16 protein-coding genes and 1 pseudogene are annotated in these 17,761 nt (G+C 69.1%); 8 read left to right on the top strand and 9 right to left on the bottom strand.

Annotation, left to right across the window (positions count from 1 at the left end; all coding sequences use genetic code 11):
* The 8 genes from AAC997_RS10070 to AAC997_RS10035 form a co-directional block, all read right to left on the bottom strand.
* Positions 1-124 (bottom strand): hypothetical protein (locus AAC997_RS10070; protein ID WP_340645563.1); only part of this gene is annotated, 124 nt, incomplete at its 3' end.
* Positions 121-621, bottom strand: coding sequence for a cytochrome c maturation protein CcmE (ccmE, locus tag AAC997_RS10065; protein WP_340645561.1), 501 nt, complete (start codon positions 619-621; stop codon positions 121-123). The genes ccmE and AAC997_RS10070, both read right to left, overlap by 4 nt.
* Positions 618-1,700: a c-type cytochrome biogenesis protein CcmI gene (ccmI, locus tag AAC997_RS10060; protein WP_340645560.1), complete on the bottom strand. Its 1,083-nt coding sequence runs from the start codon at positions 1,698-1,700 to the stop codon at positions 618-620. The genes ccmE and ccmI overlap by 4 nt, the downstream gene beginning before the upstream one ends.
* A 45-nt stretch (positions 1,701-1,745) precedes the next feature.
* Positions 1,746-3,113, bottom strand: a complete 1,368-nt coding sequence (locus AAC997_RS10055; RefSeq protein ID WP_340645559.1) for a hypothetical protein — start codon at positions 3,111-3,113, stop codon at positions 1,746-1,748.
* An 83-nt stretch (positions 3,114-3,196) separates the two neighbouring features.
* Positions 3,197-4,579 (bottom strand): sensor histidine kinase, encoded by a 1,383-nt coding sequence (locus AAC997_RS10050; protein WP_340645562.1) that lies wholly within the window; start codon positions 4,577-4,579, stop codon positions 3,197-3,199.
* 23 nt (positions 4,580-4,602) lie between these two features.
* Positions 4,603-5,295, bottom strand: a complete 693-nt coding sequence (locus AAC997_RS10045) for a response regulator transcription factor (protein WP_340645558.1) — start codon at positions 5,293-5,295, stop codon at positions 4,603-4,605.
* Positions 5,296-5,370: 75 nt separating this feature from the next.
* Entirely contained in the window at positions 5,371-5,703 is a 333-nt protein-coding gene (locus AAC997_RS10040) for a hypothetical protein (protein WP_340645557.1), read from the bottom strand.
* Between the two features lie 151 nt (positions 5,704-5,854).
* Positions 5,855-6,784 (bottom strand): DnaJ C-terminal domain-containing protein, encoded by a 930-nt coding sequence (locus tag AAC997_RS10035; protein ID WP_340645556.1) that lies wholly within the window; start codon positions 6,782-6,784, stop codon positions 5,855-5,857.
* Between the two features lie 147 nt (positions 6,785-6,931).
* Here AAC997_RS10035 and AAC997_RS10030 point away from each other — a divergent pair, with 147 nt between their 5' ends.
* Positions 6,932-7,342, top strand: coding sequence for a DUF805 domain-containing protein (locus AAC997_RS10030; RefSeq protein WP_340645555.1), 411 nt, complete (start codon positions 6,932-6,934; stop codon positions 7,340-7,342).
* 54 nt (positions 7,343-7,396) lie between these two features.
* Here the strand turns inward: AAC997_RS10030 and AAC997_RS10025 are convergent, their stop codons facing one another.
* Positions 7,397-7,861 carry a YcgN family cysteine cluster protein gene (locus AAC997_RS10025; RefSeq protein ID WP_340645554.1) on the bottom strand — a complete coding sequence of 155 codons (465 nt, stop codon included), beginning with the start codon at positions 7,859-7,861 and terminating at the stop codon, positions 7,397-7,399.
* A gap of 55 nt (positions 7,862-7,916) precedes the next feature.
* On the opposite strand from AAC997_RS10025, the gene AAC997_RS10020 reads away from it, so the two are divergent.
* From AAC997_RS10020 to AAC997_RS09990, 7 genes and pseudogenes are all read left to right on the top strand, one after another.
* A complete protein-coding gene (locus tag AAC997_RS10020) occupies positions 7,917-10,124 on the top strand; it encodes a PBP1A family penicillin-binding protein (RefSeq protein ID WP_340645553.1) in 2,208 nt (735 codons plus the stop codon).
* Between the two features lie 106 nt (positions 10,125-10,230).
* The gene (locus AAC997_RS10015) at positions 10,231-12,033 is read left to right on the top strand and encodes an ABC-F family ATP-binding cassette domain-containing protein (protein ID WP_340645552.1); all 1,803 of its coding nucleotides are present in this window, start codon (positions 10,231-10,233) and stop codon (positions 12,031-12,033) included.
* Between the two features lie 591 nt (positions 12,034-12,624).
* Positions 12,625-14,688 (top strand): ATP-binding protein, encoded by a 2,064-nt coding sequence (locus AAC997_RS10010; protein WP_340645551.1) that lies wholly within the window; start codon positions 12,625-12,627, stop codon positions 14,686-14,688.
* Positions 14,689-14,819: 131 nt separating this feature from the next.
* A complete protein-coding gene (locus AAC997_RS10005) occupies positions 14,820-15,833 on the top strand; it encodes an ABC transporter substrate-binding protein (RefSeq protein ID WP_340645550.1) in 1,014 nt (337 codons plus the stop codon).
* 1 nt (position 15,834) lies between these two features.
* Positions 15,835-16,587 (top strand): ABC transporter ATP-binding protein, encoded by a 753-nt coding sequence (locus AAC997_RS10000; RefSeq protein ID WP_340645549.1) that lies wholly within the window; start codon positions 15,835-15,837, stop codon positions 16,585-16,587.
* A complete protein-coding gene (locus tag AAC997_RS09995; protein WP_340645548.1) occupies positions 16,584-17,351 on the top strand; it encodes an ABC transporter permease in 768 nt (255 codons plus the stop codon). The genes AAC997_RS10000 and AAC997_RS09995 overlap by 4 nt, the downstream gene beginning before the upstream one ends.
* A 47-nt stretch (positions 17,352-17,398) precedes the next feature.
* Positions 17,399-17,761: pseudogene (locus AAC997_RS09990) on the top strand (hypothetical protein); the annotation flags it as partial.

Raw genomic sequence — 17,761 nt, 5'->3', positions numbered from 1 at the left:
CCCCGGCCCCGGCCCCGGCCAGGACAGACGAGCGCCGCCAACGGCCGGCCACGGAGAACCCGACCTGGGCCACCGACAGCACCAGGGCGAGGATCAGGGCGAAGGCGCCGGTCTCGGTGATCATGTGACGGGGGACTTGCTCGGAGTGTCGTAGGTCGGCGTCTCGCCATCGCCGCGCCATTCGCCCTGGTCCTTCAGGGCCTTGGAGACCTCGCGGGGCATGTAGCGTTCGTCGTGCTTGGCCAGCACCTGCTTGGCCTGGAAGACGCCGTCCTGCCGATAGGCGCCGGTGGCGACGATCCCCTGGCCTTCGCGGAACAGGTCAGGCAGGTCGCCCTGGAACACCACCTTGTCGGCGGTGGTCTGGTCGCGGACGGTGAACTCCACCCGGCCGTCGGGATGTTTCACGACGCTGCCGGTCTCCACCAGGCCGCCGAGTTGCACGGTGCGCCCGACGGGGGGCTTGGCGGCGGCGGCCTGGCTGGGGGTGTAGAAGAAGGAAATGGAGTCCGAGAGGCCCCAGAGGGTCAGGCCGACAGCGAGCGCCAACACCGGGGCGATGGCCGCCAGCAGGGTCAGGCGGCGGCGCGCCTTGGGGGACTTGGGCAGCCAGCCGCTCATCGCATGGGTTCCGTCTTGGCGGCCGCGTCGAGGGCCTGGAGCAATTCAGGATCGGCGGCGAACCGCTTGCGGGCGGCAGCCAGGGCCGTGTCGCGCTTCTCGGTCTCGCCGAGCACGGCGTAGGACTTCACCAGCCGCACCCAGCCCTCGCCGTCGCTGGGATTGGCCTGCAGCTTGGCGGCGAGGCCGGCGACCATGCCGCGGATGGCGTCCATCTCCGGCGCGGCGGGCGCGGCTGTGGGCGCGGGGCCATTCTCCGCCTCGGAGATGGCCGACGCGAGCGCGCCACGGCGGGGATCGGTCATCGGCAGGTCAGCCTGCAGGGCGCGCCAGGCGGCGACACCCCCGGCCTTGTCACCGGCGGCGATGCGGGCGCGGGCCAGGTGGAAGCGTGGGGTGACGGCCTTGGGGTCGAGTTTCAGGGCCATCTCGAAGGCGCGCCTGGCCTGGGGTGTGACCTCGCCGCCGCCCTGGGCCACCAGGGCCTCCCCCAGCAGTTCCCAGAGGTCGGCGCGTTGCGGCGCGAGTTCGATGGCGCGGCGCAGGGCCCGCGCGGCGCCCGACGGGTTGTCAGAGGCGGCGTGGGCCATGGCCAGGTAGTGGAAGCCCTCGGGGTCCTTGGGCCGCTCCCGCGTCAGGGCCTGGAGGACGGCGGCCATTTCCGGGGCCGAGAGCGTGGCCGGATCGGTGGCGCGCCACCCCGCCAGCCGGGACTTGAACCCCTGGTCGGTGAAGCCGGGCGAGCCCAAAGAAAGATAGAGGCCAAGCGCGAGGAGCGGGACCAGGCCCGCCACCGCTAGCACCGGCTTGCGCAGACGCGCGTCGGCGGTCCAAGGCCTAGCCTGAGCATCGGCGGCATGGAGCAGGCGCCGGGCGGCCTCGGCATGGGCGCCCTTGCGTTCGCCCTCGACGATCAGGCCCCGGTCGGCGAGGTCGTCGATCTCGGTGAGCTGACGGCGATAGAGGGCCAGCGTCGGGTCCTGGGACCCGGCGTTCAGCGCGGCTTGCGCGGCGGCATGCAGGACAAGCCCAGCCGCGGCGGCGGAGATCAGGCCGGCGGCCACCCAAAAGGCGATCATGAGGGGCGTTTAGACGAAACCGTGAGGAAGCGCGAGGCCTTGTGGCTATGCGGCCGCGGGCTTGGCGACGGCCAGGGCGGCGGTGGCGCGGCGGCGGATGACGTCGCCGGTGCGGGGGTCGCGCAGCAGGGTCGAGAAGTCGGCGGCGACGCCCAGGAAGACGCGGGCCTCCTCGAGATCGGGGACCTCACCATCGCGCAGCAGGGACAGGGCCTCTTCCACATAGTCGTCGATGGTCTCACCGACGGTTTCCACCACCTTGGCGCGGGTGGAGGCGAAGCCGCCGTAGTTGGCGCTGGAACGCACGGCCTCGATGAAGGTCAGCAGGGTGGTGGCGCGGGTGACCGCCTTCTCGTCGGGCGCACCCGTGAGGCGGGGCAGGCTTTTCATCACGCGGGCGACGCGCACCTTGTGGGACGGCAGGGCCAGGCCGATGACCTTGTCGGACTCGCGCAGGCGGCCCTCGACCACGGCGGCCAAGGCCTTTTTCTGCTTCTGGACGCGGCCGCCCCAGCCGCCCTCCTTGCCGAGCTGGATGGAGTTCTCGATCTCGGCGATCTGCAGGGTGATCAGTTCGACGACAGCGCCGGCGCCACGGCCGGCCTCGGGACCGCCGCTCAGGTCAAGCTGAGCCACCTTGGTGAGGTTCTTGTCGATCTCATCCATCAGCTGCTCGGCGAAGACCGAGAATTCGGAGGCCGCGAGATATTGTTCGGTGGGGTGGTCCATCACCGCCGAGACGATGCGCAGGATCGTCCAGGGCTCGGCCAGCTGGGCGGCCAGCATCTCGAAGAACCGGGGCCCCGCGTCGTCGGAGATGGCCACGGCGTCCTTGTAGGCCAGGCGCGCGGCGGCGGCGCGTTCCTCGGTGGTGCGGCTGATCCAGTCGGGTAGGCGCAGGATCGCGTCACGGATGATGGGCGACAGCGCCAGGCAGGACAGCAACAGTTCGGCGCCGCCCTCACGGCTGGCGTCAGCCAGGTCGGCGGCGGCGGCGAAGTCGCGCTGCTCGCGCTCGCGCAGACCGTCGGCGGCGGCGGTCACCAGCAGATCGAAGGGCTCGGTGGAGGTCTCGTCAGCCCGGTAGTCGGCCAGAGTCCGCTCGGCCTTCAGAACCTCGGTCGGGCAGGAGTCCTTCAGGCCGCGCCAGATGAGGGCCATCACGCGGGGCGGGAAACTTATGTGGCCCTGCTCGACCGCTCCGGCCACGCACAGGGGGGCGATGGGGGACAGGACAGCATTGCGCAGGCGGCGGTCAGCGACCTCGCTCTCCACCAGACGGCGGACGCCGGCCAGGACCGAGTCGCCGGAGGCGGCGGCCAGCGCGTTCTGCAAGCCGCCCACGATCTTGTCGGGCGCCGACTCGACAAGGTGGCGGACGATTTCGATCTTGCGGTCGGACAGACCGGGCATTGCGGCGCTCCAGACGCGATCAGGACACGCGTCGATGGAGAACATGGTTCCGAGCGGGTTAAGGCTTTCCAAAGACTGAGGAATCAGGCCTCCGCCCGAGGAAGCTCCAAAACCACCGCGAGGCCGCCAAGCCTTGCCTCGTCAAGCATGAGCGAACCGCCATAGGCGCGGGCGAGCTCGTCGATGATGTTCAGGCCGAGCCCCGAGCCGGGGGCGCTTTCGTCCAGCCGGGCGCCGCGCTGGATCGCCGCCTCACGCTCGGTGGGCGAGAGGCCCGGCCCATCGTCCTCGACGGAAAGCCTTAGCCGCTCGGGGGAAATCATCTCGGTGCGGACGCGGACGCGGGCCTTGCACCACTTGGCGGCGTTCTCCATGGCGTTGCCGGCCAGCTCCAGCAGGTCCTGCCGCTCGCCCAGGAAATAGAGGTCGTCGTCGGCGTCCCAATCGATGACGACGCCCTTGTCCTGGAAGATCCGCTCCAGGGTGCGCGACAATTCGTCCAGCACGTCGGCGACTGACGTCCGCGCCCCGGAACCCTGGGTGCGGGCGGCGGCCCGGGCCCGGCGCAGGTGATGGTCGACCTGCTGACGCATGGCCTCCGACTGGCGGGTGACCACCTCGGCCAGGGGCCCCGGCTGGGCCTGGGACTCGGCCAGCATGACCGAGAGCGGGGTCTTGAGCGCATGGGCCAGGTTGCCGACGTGGGTGCGCTGGCGCTCCACGACCTCCTGGTTGTGGGCCATGAGCGCGTTGAGCTCGTCGGCCAGGGGCATCAGTTCGGTGGGATAGGCGCCCTCGATCCGCTCGCGCTTGCCGCGCCGGACATAGGCCACCTCGTGGCGCAGGGCGAAGAGCGGATTGAGGCCCACCCGGACCTGGATCACCACGGCGGCCACCATGCCCACCCCCAGCAACAGGAAGGCCACGGCGGTGGCGGCGGCGAACTTGCGGATGTCGCGGTCGACGGGGCTGCGGTCCTCGGCGGCCATGAACACCACCGGCGCCCTGCCCCTCGGCAGCTCGGCCCGGGTGGCCATGGCCCGCAGGGGTTCGTTCAAGGGCCCGCGCGTGTCGTAGAAGATCGGCTTACCCGGATCGGCGGCCAGCCGCAGGGCGAGGTCCGGCGGGGTCTTCAGCTCGCTGTCCCACAGGGAGCGGGAGCGGACACGGGTCCTCAGCACCCCGTTCACCGGCTCGCTGATCTGCCAGTACTTGCCGGAATAGGCCCGCAGGGCCCGCAGGTCGGTGAGCGCCGGCGCCAGCGGCAGCTTGGTGGCGTCGTCGATGGTGGTCCCGGCGGTCAGGTTGTCGATCAGTTCGACCAGTCCCTGGTCGAAACGCCGGATGGCCGCCTGCTGGAACAGCATGGACAGCACAAGCGCGGTGACCACCAGCACCGCCAGCGACCAGCCGGCGGCCAGGATCACCAGCCGCCGGACGAGGGAGGGGCGGCGAAGGGCCTCCAACCGCCGACGAAGGGCGTCTAGCTTCACGAGCTGGCCGCCTCGCCCTCCAGCTCTTCAGGGGGGCAGGTCAGACGGTAGCCAAGGCCGCGCACCGTATCGATTCGGTCGGCGCCGATCTTCTTGCGCACCCGACCGATGAACACCTCGATGGTGTTGGAGTCGCGGTCGAAGTCCTGGTCATAGAGGTGCTCCACCAGCTCGGTGCGGCTGATCACCCGGCCCTGGTGCATCATCAGATAGTGCAGCAGGCGGTATTCCAGCGAGGTGAGCCGCAGGGGCTCGCCGTTCACGGTGGCGCGGGCCGCGCGGGGATCGAGGCGCAGGCCGCCCACCGACAGGCTGGGCGCCGCATGGCCGGCCGACCGGCGCAGCAGGGCGCGCAGGCGGGCCAGCAGCTCCTCGGTGTGGAAGGGCTTGGTGAGATAGTCGTCGGCGCCGGCGTCAAAGCCGGCCACCTTCTCGCTCCAGGCGCCGCGGGCCGTCAGGATCAGCACCGGGGTGGCGACATTGCCGCGCCGCCAGCGCTCCAGCACCGAAACCCCGTCCACCTTGGGCAGGCCAAGGTCGAGGATCACCGCGTCATAGGGCTCGGTCTCGCCCAGGAACTGGGCTTCCTCTCCGTCGGGCGCGTGGTCGACGGCGTAACCGGCGTCGCCCAGGGCCGACTTCAACTGCCGCGACAGGTCCGGATCGTCTTCGACCAGCAGGATACGCATGGGGTCCTCTCCAGAGCGTGACAGCCGAAAGTGGACACCGGTTTCGGCGACCGTCACGCGCAAACTAAATGTCTACTAGCCTTCGCGCGACAGGATCTGACCGCTCTCGGCGTCGACGATGAAGATCATCACCCGACCGTCGGGCTTCTGCCACTGAACGAAATAGGCGGGGCGGCCGGAATAGTCGCCCATGGTGGTGTTGAGCTGGCGGCCGGGGGTGCGCGAGGCGATCATGCCGATCACCTGCGACAGCGAGACCTGGCGACCGCCGCGCACCGCGTCGCGGGCGCGGTCCTGGTCCCCACGCGCGCCGTAGGACGGCCGCCCGTAGTCCGGATAGCCCTGCGCCTGGGACGCCACCGGAGTGAGCGCCAGGAGAAGAGCGGCTATGGCGATGGAACGCTTCATGCCCAGCGGTCTAGAGCCCCGCGACTGAACCCAGCCTGAATAGCGGGTTTATGCAGGCGGTGCGGCGGTCTGTCACGCGCGAGACGTGTGGGAGGCGAATGAGGCGGGGTCAATGACGTCGGCCGGAGGTCAAGCGGCGGCCTGCGGCGCCCTACCGCCGACGCGGGGTGTAAGGCCGCTCGGCGCGCCAGGTCTCGGCGAAGGCCTCGAGGTCAGGGTCGATGGTCTCGGGCAGCATCAGGACGATGCGGGCCAGGAGGTCGCCGCGCTTGCCCTTGGCGTCCGACAGGCCGCGGCCCTTGAGGCGAAGGGAAGAGCCGCCGCCCTTGGGGACCGAGACATTGACCGGGCCGTCGGGGGTCGGCGCCTGAACCTTGCCGCCCAGGATGGCGTCGGGAATGGAGACCGGCAGGTCCATGACCAGGTTGTCGCCCTCGCGCCGGAAGATCGGGTGCGGGCGAATGGTCATCTCGATGAAGGCGTCGCCCGGACCGGACCGGCCAGGAGAGCCCTGCCCCTTCAGGCGCAGGGTCTGGCCCTCTTCGGCGCCCTTGGGGATGGAGACGTCGATGGTGCGGCCGTCGGAGAAGGCGATGCGCTTCTTGGGGCCGTGGATGGTGTCTTCCAGGTCGATCTCGAGCTTGGCGCGCACGTCGCCGCCGCGCTGGGAGAAGCCGCCAAAGCCGCCGCCCTGCCCGCCTTGGGCGCCGCGCCCCCGGCCCAGCATCTCGCCCAGGATGTCGGAGAGGTCGATGTCAGGGCTTTCGGCCTGGCCGCGCGGACTCCAGCCGCCGCCGCCCGGCTGACCCCAGGGCCCGCCCGTGCCGCCGCCGCCGCCGAAGCCGCGCATGGTCTCGCGACCGTCGGCGTCGATCTCGCCGGCGTCGAACTTCTTGCGCTTGTCGACGTCGCCGACGATGTCGAAGGCCGCGCTGACCCGCTTGAAGGTCTCTTCCGAAGCCTTGTCGCCCGGATTGGTGTCGGGGTGGTGCTTCTTGGCGAGCTTGCGGAACGCCTTGCGGACCTCGTCGGCGCTCGCGCCGCGGGACACGCCCAGTTCCTGATAGGGATCGCCGGCCAAGGGTGAAAAACCTTCCTGTTCGCAGGGATAACGCGTGGCCCTCAATTAGGCTGTTTGAAACCGGGCGCAAGAGCCAATGTGGTATAAATGCCACATGCGTGGCCTGGCGCCGAGCCGTTAGCCTCCTCCCATCAAGATCGGGGCGCCATGGGCATCGTCAAACTCTTCCTCTGGCCGCGCGGTCGCATCGGGCGCCTGAGCTTCTGGCTAGGCCTGCTGGTGATACTGCTGGCGGCCTTCGTGGCGGACCTCGCCAATTACATCATCGGCCTGATCCATCCGCTGCAGATTCGGTTCTATCTGGCGCTCGCCTGTCTGTTCGTCTGGCTGTGTCTGGCGGCCAAGCGGCTGGAGGACGCGGGGCGGTCGCGGTTCCTGGCGGCGATCCCGGCGGCGCTGCTGATCGCAGGCCTCGCCAGCGTGAGTTTCCTGGTGGGCGCTCTGGACGGACGAGGTCCCGCGCCGACGACGATGATCGGCTTCTTCGGTCCCTTGGCGGGGATCGCGGTGTTCCTGGGCGCGACCCTGTGGATCGGCCTGGCCAGGGCCAAGCCCTGACAAAACCCGTTCTTCGCCGCGCCGAAGATCGGTCGCCGGGAGGAGCGGATGAGGTCAGTCGTCGCCGCGCTCTTCCATGAGGTCGTGGGCGACATAGGCCATGGCGTCCTCGGGATCTTCGAGTTCGTCTTCGCTGATGGTCTCGCCGCGCACCGAGACGCCGGCGCGGTGGACGCTTTCGGGGTCGCCGGAGATCAGCGGGTGCCAGTCGGCCAGGCCCCGGCCCTCATTGATCCGGCGGTAGGCGCAGGAGAGCGGCATCCACTGCAGCTGATCGACGTTCTGCGGGGTCAGCTTGATGCAGTCGGGGACATGCTTCTTGCGGCCGACATAGTTGCTGCAGGTGCAGGTCTGGGCGTCGAGCAGGCGACAATGCACGCGGGTGGGGATGATCTCGCCGGAATCCTCATCCTCAAAGCGAACGAGACAGCAAAGCCCGCAACCGTCGCATAGGCTCTCCCACTCCGGCCCCGTCATCTGGCGGAGTGATTTCGTTTCCCAGTAAGGTCTCGTCGCCATGCTAGAGGCGTCCTAAACCAAAAGCGTCCCTGCCGCCCCTAGTTAGTTTAGCCAAGTGACCGACTGGAATCTCGACCCCTACAAGTTCCCGGACTCCAAGCCGAGCCCCCAGGCGCCCGGTGCGCCGACGCACGAGCCGACGCCTGAACCGGCGCCCGAGGAACACTACCGGGCCGATCTGCCGAAACCCAAGCAGGCCAAGGTCAAGAAGGAAAAGCCGGCGAAGACCAAGCGCGGCGGCGGCGGCGGTGGGTTCACCTTCGGCGGCGGCGGGCCGCGCAAGGACAGGAACCTGAAATGGCTTTGGACCACTCTGGCGGTCATCGCCGCCGTGGGCGCCCTGGTGGCGCTGGGGGGCGCGGTCTACGTGCAACAGGTCTATCTGAAGGATATCCCAGCCCTGCCCGAGCGCGAGGCGCTCTATGCGATCAACCGCGCGCCGGCGATCAAGTTCTTCGACAAGACCGGGGTGCTGATCGCCTCGCGTGGGCCGAAGTACGGTGACCGCGTCACGCTCGGCCAGCTTCCCGACTATGTGCCGCGCGCCTTCCTGGCCGCCGAGGACCGCCGGTTCTATCAGCACGGCGCCGTCGACCCCTGGGCCATCCTGCGCGCCGCGCGGGCCAACTATGCGGCCGGCCGGGTGGTGGAGGGCGGCTCGACCCTGTCGCAGCAGTTGGCCAAGGGCCTGTTCCTGACGCCCGACCAGACCATGACGCGGAAGATCCAGGAGGCCGTCATGGCCCAGCGCCTGGAGAACATGCTCAGCAAGGACGAAGTCCTCGAACTCTACCTCAACCGCATCTATTTCGGGGCCAACACCTTCGGCGTCGACGGCGCCTCACGCACCTATTTCGGCAAACCGGCCAGCCAGCTGACCCTGTCGGAAGCCGCCCTCCTGGCCAGCCTGCCCAAGGCGCCCTCGCGCATGGCGCTGAACCGCAACATGGCCGGCGCCCTGGAGCGCCAGCGCCTGGTGCTGGAGCGCATGCAGGGCGAGGGTTGGATCACCGCCGACGACGCGCAGGCCGCCGCCGCCCGCCCGCCGCTGATCAGCCCCGGCGCCTTGGCCAATGACGGGGACATGGGCTACGCCCTCGACTACGCCACCAACGAGGTCCTGAAGCTGGTGGGGCCCAACTCGCCCGACCTGATGGTGCGCCTGACCATCGACCCCAAGCTGCAGGCGACCGGCGCGGGTATCCTGCGCCAGGTGATCGCCGCCGAGGGCAAGGTGGCCGGCGCGTCCCAGGCCAGCATGGTGGCGATCTCCTCGGAGGGCGCGATCCGCACCATGGTGGGCGGCCTCGACTATAACGCCAGCGTCTTCAATCGGGCGGTCCAGGCCAGGCGTCAGCCGGGCTCGTCCTTCAAGCCCTTCGTCTACGCCGCCGCCCTGGAGAAGGGCGTCATGCCCACCGACATCCGCATCGACGGACCGGTGAAGTTCGGCGACTGGAAGCCCGAGAACTACGGCGGCGGCTATCGTGGCGCGGTGACCGTGGAGAACGCCCTGGCCCATTCCATCAACACCGTGGCGGTGAAGCTGGCCCAGGAGGTCGGCGGCCCGGCGATCAGCGACCTGACCCGCCGCTTCGGCATCACCACCATTCCGGCCAGTCCGAACCTGTCGGTGGCGCTCGGCTCCTACGAGGTGCCGTTGATCGAGATGGTCTCCGGCTTCCAGGTCTTCCAGACCGGCGGCGCCCGGATCACGCCGTACATGGTCGATGAGATCAAGACGGTGAGCGGCCAGCCGGTCTTCCTGCACCAGACCTCGTCGCCGGTGCCCGCCTACGATATCGCCCGCGCCAGCATGATGGTGAAGATGATGAAGCGGGTGATCACCAACGGGACCGGCACCCGGGCCAATTTCGGCCGACCGGCGGCCGGCAAGACCGGCACCAGCCAGAATTGGCGCGACGCATGGTTCGTGGGCTTCACGCCCGACTTTGTGGCCGGCGTCTGGGTCGGCAACGACGACGACAAGCCGATGAATCGCATCACCGGCGGCGTGATGTCGGCGGCGATCTGGCGGCAGTTCATGGTGGTGGCGCACGAGAAGCTGCCAGCCCGTGACTTCGACTGGCTGCTGCCCGATCCGGAGCCCGAGCTGGAATCCGATCCGCGCAACGACTTCTATGAGGGCCTGGCCGAGGAATTCTCCGCCGCCGCCCGCGACGCCGAGGCCGCGATCCCGCCCGAGCCGGTGGCGCCGAAGCCTGAGGCCGAAAAGCCGGTTATCGAGGAGATTCCGTTCTAGGGATCGGGGCAGGTCCCCTCTTCCGCTCGTCCCGGCGAAGGCCGGGATGAGCGGATTGGGTCGTAAAGCTTGCTTCGCGCCCACGCCTCGCTATGTCGGACGCCGCATGAAGCCGCCTATCCTCGCCTTGAAGAATGTCCGTCTGGCAGACGGACCGAAAATGCTGTTCGACGGCGTCGATCTGTCGGTGGAGCCGCGCTCGCGCGCCTGCCTGGTGGGCCGTAATGGAGCGGGCAAGACCACCCTGCTGAAGATGCTGGCCGGGCAGATCCAACCCGATGACGGCGAGCGCGCCGTGCAGCCGGCGACGCGCATCGCCTATGTGCCGCAGGAGCCGGAGATCGTCGGCGCCACCCTGCTGGAGCACGTCACCGCCGGGGGCGCGGCCGAGCATCGGGCGGAGGCCGCCCTGGCCATCTTCGGCATCGATCCGGGCAAGTCGACCTCGGGCCTGTCGGGCGGCGAGATCCGGCGTGTGGCGCTCTCGCGCGCCTTCGCCGAGGACCCGGACCTGCTGCTGCTGGACGAGCCCACCAACCACCTGGACATCCTGGCCATCGAAACCCTGGAGCAGGAGCTGTCGGCCAGCCGCGCCGCCATGGTCATCGTCAGCCACGACCGCGCCTTCCTGGAACGCACCACCCAGCGCTGCTTCTGGCTGGAGCACCGCAAGGTGCGCCGCCTGGACAAGGGGTTCGCCGCCTTCGACACGTGGGTCGAGCAGGTCCTGGCCGCCGAGGCCGAGGAAGGGCGCAAGATCGACAAGAAGCTGGAGCAGGAAGAGCACTGGCTGCAGCGTGGGGTCACCGGCCGCCGCGCCCGCAACGAAGGCCGCCGTCGCGCCCTGATGGACCTGCGCCAGGTCAAGGTCGAACGCCTGCGCGAGGTGCGCGGCGAGATGAACATGGGCATCGCCTCCTCCGGTCTGTCGGGCCAGCGGGTGATCGAGGCCAAGGGGATCGCCAAGGGCTTTGGCGAACGCACCCTGCTGAAAAGCTTCTCCACCCGCATTCTGCGCGGCGACCGGGTGGCCATCGTCGGCCCCAACGGGGCGGGCAAGACCACGCTGGTGAAAATGCTGCTGGGCGAGCTTGAGCCAGACGAGGGCTCGGTCAAGCTGGGGGCCAATCTGGAAACCGCCTATATCGACCAGGCCCGCGCCGACCTGAAGCCCGACATGATGCTGCGCGACGTCCTCACCCCGCTGGGGGGCGACCAGGTGATGGTGCGCGGGCTGCCCAAGCACGTGAACGCCTACGCCAAGGACTTCCTGTTCACCGACGCCCAGATCCGCCAACCCGTGCGCAGCCTGTCGGGCGGGGAGCGCAACCGCCTGCTGCTGGCCAGGGCCCTGGCGACGCCCGCCAACCTGCTGATCCTGGAGGAGCCCACCAACGACCTGGACATGGACACCCTCGACCTGCTGGAGGACCTGCTGGCCGACTTCGAGGGCACCTTGATCCTGGTGAGCCACGACCGCGATTTCATCGACCGGCTGGCGACGTCGACCATCGCCCTGAACGGCCGCGGCGACGTGGTGGAGACGCCCGGCGGCTGGCAGGATTTCCTGCGCCAGAACCCCGGCTACTTCGGCGCGATCTCAGCACCGGCGGTCGCCCCTTCGGCCCCCAAAACCACGCCGAAGCCCGCCGAGCCGAAGAAGGCCACCAAGCTGTCCTTCAAGGACCAGCATCGGCTGAAGGAGGCCGAGACCCTGATGGCCAGCCTGCCGGCCAGGATCGCCAAGCTGGAGGCCGACATGGCCGATCCGGCCCTCTATACCCGCGACCCCGCCGGCTTTGACAAGCTGACCACGGCGCATGCCGCCGCCCAGGCCGAACTCGCCAAGGCCGAGGAAGACTGGATGACCCTGGAGGAAATGCGCGAGGCGCTGGAGTCGGGACGCTAGACCCTCAAAGGGACAGGGCGTGGCGGACCGGTTAACCGGCATCCCTGCCACCCATACGCGCCTTCGGACCTGATTCGCGGCGGCCGCAGCTTTCCTGTGGATAAGTTCGAGTGCTGATTCTTAAAGGAAAATGCCGAGAAATCCCCCGATCATCCACAGGTGATCCCCAGGGATTGGGCGGCCTGCCCACATCGGGGCGAGTCGCGGCGCTTGCTTCATAGAGGGTTCGGGAGGAAGGTCAAGGGGTCGAGAGGGACTGCGGCGCTGGCGGACACGGAAACGGGTTCGCCGAAGCGAGCAAGAGGTTCTCGGAGGACTGGAAGCGGCGCAAGCTGGGACCTTCATCTCCGCGGGACACCGGTCGGCGACGGAAACCTGCGGGTAACCCCGCGTTCGAAGTCGCAAACCGACCTTTTGGCACAGATCCCCCAACGGATCTGGATGAGAGGGCGACGCAGCGGGAAACCGCCGCGCCGCCCTCTTGCTATGGGCGATCCCCATTTTGGTGCGTCACTCTGTCCCGACTTGGCACAGCTTAAGCCTTTCGCCATCCGAATAGGGCATCCTCTCGCGGCTTCTTGGGGACCCTCGATGCTGGCCAAGCCTTCGCGCGACCTGATTTCGACCGTCAGCCTGACCGTGACCTTCATGGTGGCGACGCTATTCAGTCTCGTCCTGGCGAAGGGTTCGACCGGGGTCGCCGCCATCTGGCTGTCGAACGGCGTGCTCGCGGCGATGTTCCTGCTGCTTCCCTGGCGCCTGACCGCACCGGCCGCCGTGATCTGCTTCCTGTTCAACTGGCTGCTCGGCGTGGCCCTGGGCAATCCCTTGGGCGTGGGGCTGATCTACCCGGTGCTGAATTTCACCGAGGCCCTCGCCACCGCCTGGCTGGCGCGCAAGGCCTGCGGACAGACCATGCGGCTTACCAGCCTCAAGCGCGTCGCCCAGCTGCTGCTGTTCGCCATCGTGCCGGCTACGGCGGCCAGCTCAGTGGTGGCGGCCGACGTGCTGACCCTGTTCGGTCGCAGCTTCAATGTGGTGCTGAGCACCTGGTTCTACGCCCACGGCCTGGGCATGGCGATCGCCCTGCCCGCCATCCTGCTGATCGCGCGACCCGACGCCGTGCGCGACTTCCACCGCGAGTGGCCAGAGCAGTTTGGCCTCTATTGCCTGATGGCGGCCGTCAGCGTGCTGGCCTTCGTGCCGGTGCGCTTCCCAACTCCGATCATCATCTTCCCGATGATGGCCCTGATCGCCTTCCGTCTGGGCCCGCGCGGCGCGGCGGTCGCGGCCATGGTGCTGGCCTCGGTCTCCTCCAGCCTGGTGCTTGGGTCGCAGGAGACCCACACCGGCGCCACCTGGACGATGGTGGAGAAGACACGGGCCATCCAGTTCCTGATCGGCGTCAATTTCTTCACCAGCCTGGCCACGGCGCTCGCCATCGCCGACCAGAAACGCCTGAAGCGCCTATGGGCCAGCCGCACCCGGGTGGCCCGCGCCGCGCAGGCCCGCGCGGTCGCCGCCGGAAAGGCCAAGTCGGAATTCCTGGCCACCATGAGCCACGAGATCCGCACGCCCATGAACAGCATCATCGGCTTCACCGAGGTGCTGATGAAGCGCAGCGACCTGCCCGAGGGCGCGGGCCGCCAGCTGACCCTGATCGACAGGGCCGGATCCTCCCTGCTGACCGTGGTCAACGACATCCTCGACTTCTCCAAGATGGAGGCCGGCGAGGTGGACCTGTCGCCGCGTCCCGTCGAGCCCCGCGCCGTGGCCCAGGACACCCTGGCCATCGTCGCCGAGGTGGCCCGCCGCAAGGGCCTGGACCTGCAGTTCCACACCAGCGGCGAGGTCGCGCGCACGGTGATGATCGACGACCAGCGAGTGCGCCAGATCCTGCTGAACCTGCTTTCCAACGCCCTGAAGTTCACCGAGCGCGGTCGGGTGCGGCTGGACCTGGACGTCACCGTCGAGGGCGCGACTTCCACGCTGCGCTTCGTGGTCACCGACACCGGCATCGGCATTCCCACGGAGCAAACGACAAAGCTGTTCAAGCGGTTCAGCCAGGCCGACTCGACGGTCAGCCGCAGCCACGGCGGCACGGGCCTCGGCCTGGCCATCTGCAAGGGCCTGACGGAACTGATGGGCGGCCGCATCGGGCTGGACAGCGCCGCGGGTTACGGCTCGGTGTTCTGGTTCGAGATCGACGCGCCCCACGCGCAGGCCGAGCCGCTCTCCGCCCCCGAGACGCGCAAGATCGGCGAGCTGGGCGCCAAGGTGCTGCTGGTGGACGACCACCCGGTGAACCGCGAACTGGGCGCCACCGTCCTGACGCTGCTGGGCTGCGAGGTGGTGCTGGCCGAGAACGGCGAGGAGGCCGTGGCCGCCGCCCGCGACGGGACCTGCGACCTGATCCTGATGGACGTCCACATGCCGCGTATGGACGGGCTGGAGGCCACTCGACTGATCCGCGCCCTGGGCGGCGCCTGCGCCACCCTGCCGATCATCGCCATGAGCGCCGACGTCATGCCCGAGATGGAGGAGCGGTGCCTGAAGGCCGGCATGGTGGACGCGGTGGGCAAGCCGATCCAGATCGAGGCCCTGCACGCGGTGCTGGCCAAGTGGCTGGACCGGGCGCGGGAGGCAGCGGCCTAACCACCCCGCTCATCCCGGCCTTCGCCGGGATGAGCGGTTTTAGGGTTGGCCGAGCCATAAGTTCACGCCCCCATCTTGGAAGCCGAGCCGCCACAGCCTAGGCTCCGCGCGATCCAAGTTGGGGAGAGATCATGCACGCCCTTCGCACCTTCGCCCTCGCCGCCCTCGCAGTCCTGGCGGTCGCCTGTTCGCCGGCCAAGAAGGCCGACACCGCGCCGGCCGCCGGCCAGCCCACGGTCATCAAGTTCGCCACCGACTGGCGGGCTCAGGCGGAGCACGGCGGGTTCTATGAGGCGGTGGCCAATGGCGAATACGCCAAGCGCGGCCTGGACGTGCAGATCGTCCAGGGCGGCCCCGGCGTGAACGTGCCGCAACTGCTGGCCGCCGGCGCGGTCCAGGCGGGCATGGGCTCCAACAGCTTCATCGCCCTGAACATGGCCCAGGAGGGCGTGCCGGTGAGGGCCGTCGCGGCCATGATGCAGAAGGACCCGCAGGTCCTGATCGCCCACCCCGACCAGGGAATCGAGACCATCGGCGACCTGAAAGGCCACCCGATCCTGCTGTCGGACGCCTCGGTCACCGCCTTCTGGGTGTGGCTGAAGTCCAAGTATGGGTTCAGCGACGACCAGATCCGCAAGTACACCTTCAACTCCGCGCCCTTCCTGGCCGACAAGCGGGTGGCTCAGCAGGGCTATGTCACCAGCGAACCCTACACCCTGGAGAAGGAAGCCAAGCTGAAGGCCAAGGTCTTCCTGCTGGCCGACAACGGATACCCCAGCTACGCCACCATGATCATGGTCCCGCAAAGCCTGATCGATCAGAACCCGGCGGCGGTGAAGGCCTTCGTGGAGGCCTCGGCCAAGGGCTGGCACGACTATCTCTACGGCGATCCGGCGCCCGCCGACGCCCTGATCCGCAAGGACAATCCGGAGATGTCCCAGGACGTGCTGGACCAGGCGCGCGAGAAGATGAAGGCCTATGGCATCGTCGACGGCGGCGAGGCCAAGACCGCCGGGATCGGCACGATGAGCGACGCCCGCTGGGCGGAGTTCTTCAAGATCGCCTCGGAACAGGGCGTCTATCCGAAAACCCTCGACTACAAGAAGGCCTACACCCTGCAGTTCGTGGCCCCGGCGGCGAAGTAGCTTGGCAGCGCCGGTCGTCGCCCTTGAGGCCGTTGAGGTCGACTACGCCAAGCGCGGCCGCGCGCTGGGCCCGTTCAGCCTGAGCATCGCGCCAGGCGAGATTGTCGCGCTGGTCGGTCCGTCCGGCTGCGGCAAGTCCACCGCCCTGCGCCTGCTGGCCGGGCTGGAGCAACCGACGCGAGGGACCGTCACGCGCACGGTCGGACAGGGTGAAACCTCGGTGGTGTTCCAGGCGCCGACCCTGGCGCCCTGGATGACGGCGGTCGCCAATGTCGCCCTGCCCCTCGAACTCTCCGGCACGGCCAAGAAGGCCGCCCGCGACCGCGCCGCCCAGGCCCTGGCCCGCGTGGGCCTGGCCGGCGCCGAGGAAGCGCGTCCCGCCCAGCTTTCCGGCGGCATGGCCATGCGCGCCTCGCTGGCCCGCGCCCTGGTGACCGAGCCGCGCCTGCTGCTGCTGGACGAACCCTTCGCGGCTCTGGACGAGATCACGCGGCGGTCCCTGGCCGACGACGTGCTGAAGCTGTGGCGCGAGACCAGGCCGGCCATCGTCTTCGTCACCCACAATGTCGAGGAGGCGGCCTATATGGCGGCCCGTGTGGCGGTGATGACCCGAGGTCCGGGCCGCATCGCAGGAGACATCGCGGTCGGCGGACACCTGCCCCGCCTGATCGGCTTCCGCGCCACCCCTGAGTTTCGCGAGGCCGCCGAGGCCGTGTCGGACCTGCTGCTCAAGGGTTCGGAGATGGCGGCATGAACCGTGTCCTCGACATCCTGGCGCCCTTCGCCCTCATCGCCCTGCTGCTGGCCGGGTGGGAGATCGCCTGCAAGGTCACCGGCGTGCCGGCCTATTTCCTGCCCGCGCCCTCCGATGTGGCGAGAGCGCTGGCCACCGATACGATGAGCCTGTTGCAGGCGGCCTGGAACACGCTGTCGGTGGCCCTTATTTCGCTGATCATCGCCAGCGTCGTGGCGCAGGGGATCGCCCTGCTGGTGGGTCTCAGCCCCTTGATGGACCGCGCGGTGCGGCCATTGGCCTCGGTTCTTCAGGTGACGCCGGTGGTGGCCATCGCCCCCCTTGTGCTGATCTGGGCGGGGATCGACCATCCCGAGCGCGCCATTATCGCCTTGGCGGTCCTGGTGGCCTTCTTCCCGATCTTCTCTGGCGCGGTGACCGGACTGAAGGCGGCCGATCCGGACCTGGAGCGGCTGTTTGATCTCTACGGCGCCAGCCGATTGCAGCGTGTGCTGCGCCTGCGCTTGCCCTCGGCCGTCCCATTTCTCCTTGAAGGTCATAAGGTTGCGGCCGGCCTGGCGGTGATCGGGGCGGTGGTGGCCGAGTTCGGCGCGGGGTCGGGCGGGGTCCGTGGCCTGGCCTGGCGCATCCTCGACGCCGGCAACAAACTACAGACCGCCCGCATGATCGCGGCCCTGGTGGTGCTGGGTCTGATGGGGGTCGTGCTGCACGCGCTCCTTGAGCGCGCTGAGCGGATTGGATTGGCGTGGTGGCGCGGGCGTTAAGTCCGGTCGTTAGCTCAGGGTTAAGCGACCGCGACTAGCGTCGAGGCATGATGCGCCTAGGCCTCGCCATCGCCGCCGTCGTGCGAGCGGTCACTCCCGGCTCCCAGGAGGATGACCGGGAGCGATCCTATGAGCGTCCGGCTATCCAGCAGCCGGCCCCCGCGCCCACCGGCCCCATGCTGGGCTGGGCCAACAAGCGCGCCTATTCGACCCCCGGCGGGCAGCCCGGCCAGTTCCAGCGGCCCGAGCCGATGGCGCTCGCAGGCCAGTTCACCCGAGGCCGCCAGGAAGCCGGTCCCGATCGCGACCTGCCGCCGCCGCCCGGCGAGGGCGACCGGGTGACCTACCAGCCGCCGGCCTATACGCCCTTCGTGCCCCAGGCCCCCTACCAGGCGCCGCGCCCGAGCGCG

The organism is Phenylobacterium sp. (assembly GCF_037968635.1).
Classification (GTDB): domain Bacteria; phylum Pseudomonadota; class Alphaproteobacteria; order Caulobacterales; family Caulobacteraceae; genus Phenylobacterium.
Note: the sequence above shows the minus strand (reverse complement) of the source record. Positions and strands in the feature narration are given on the sequence as shown.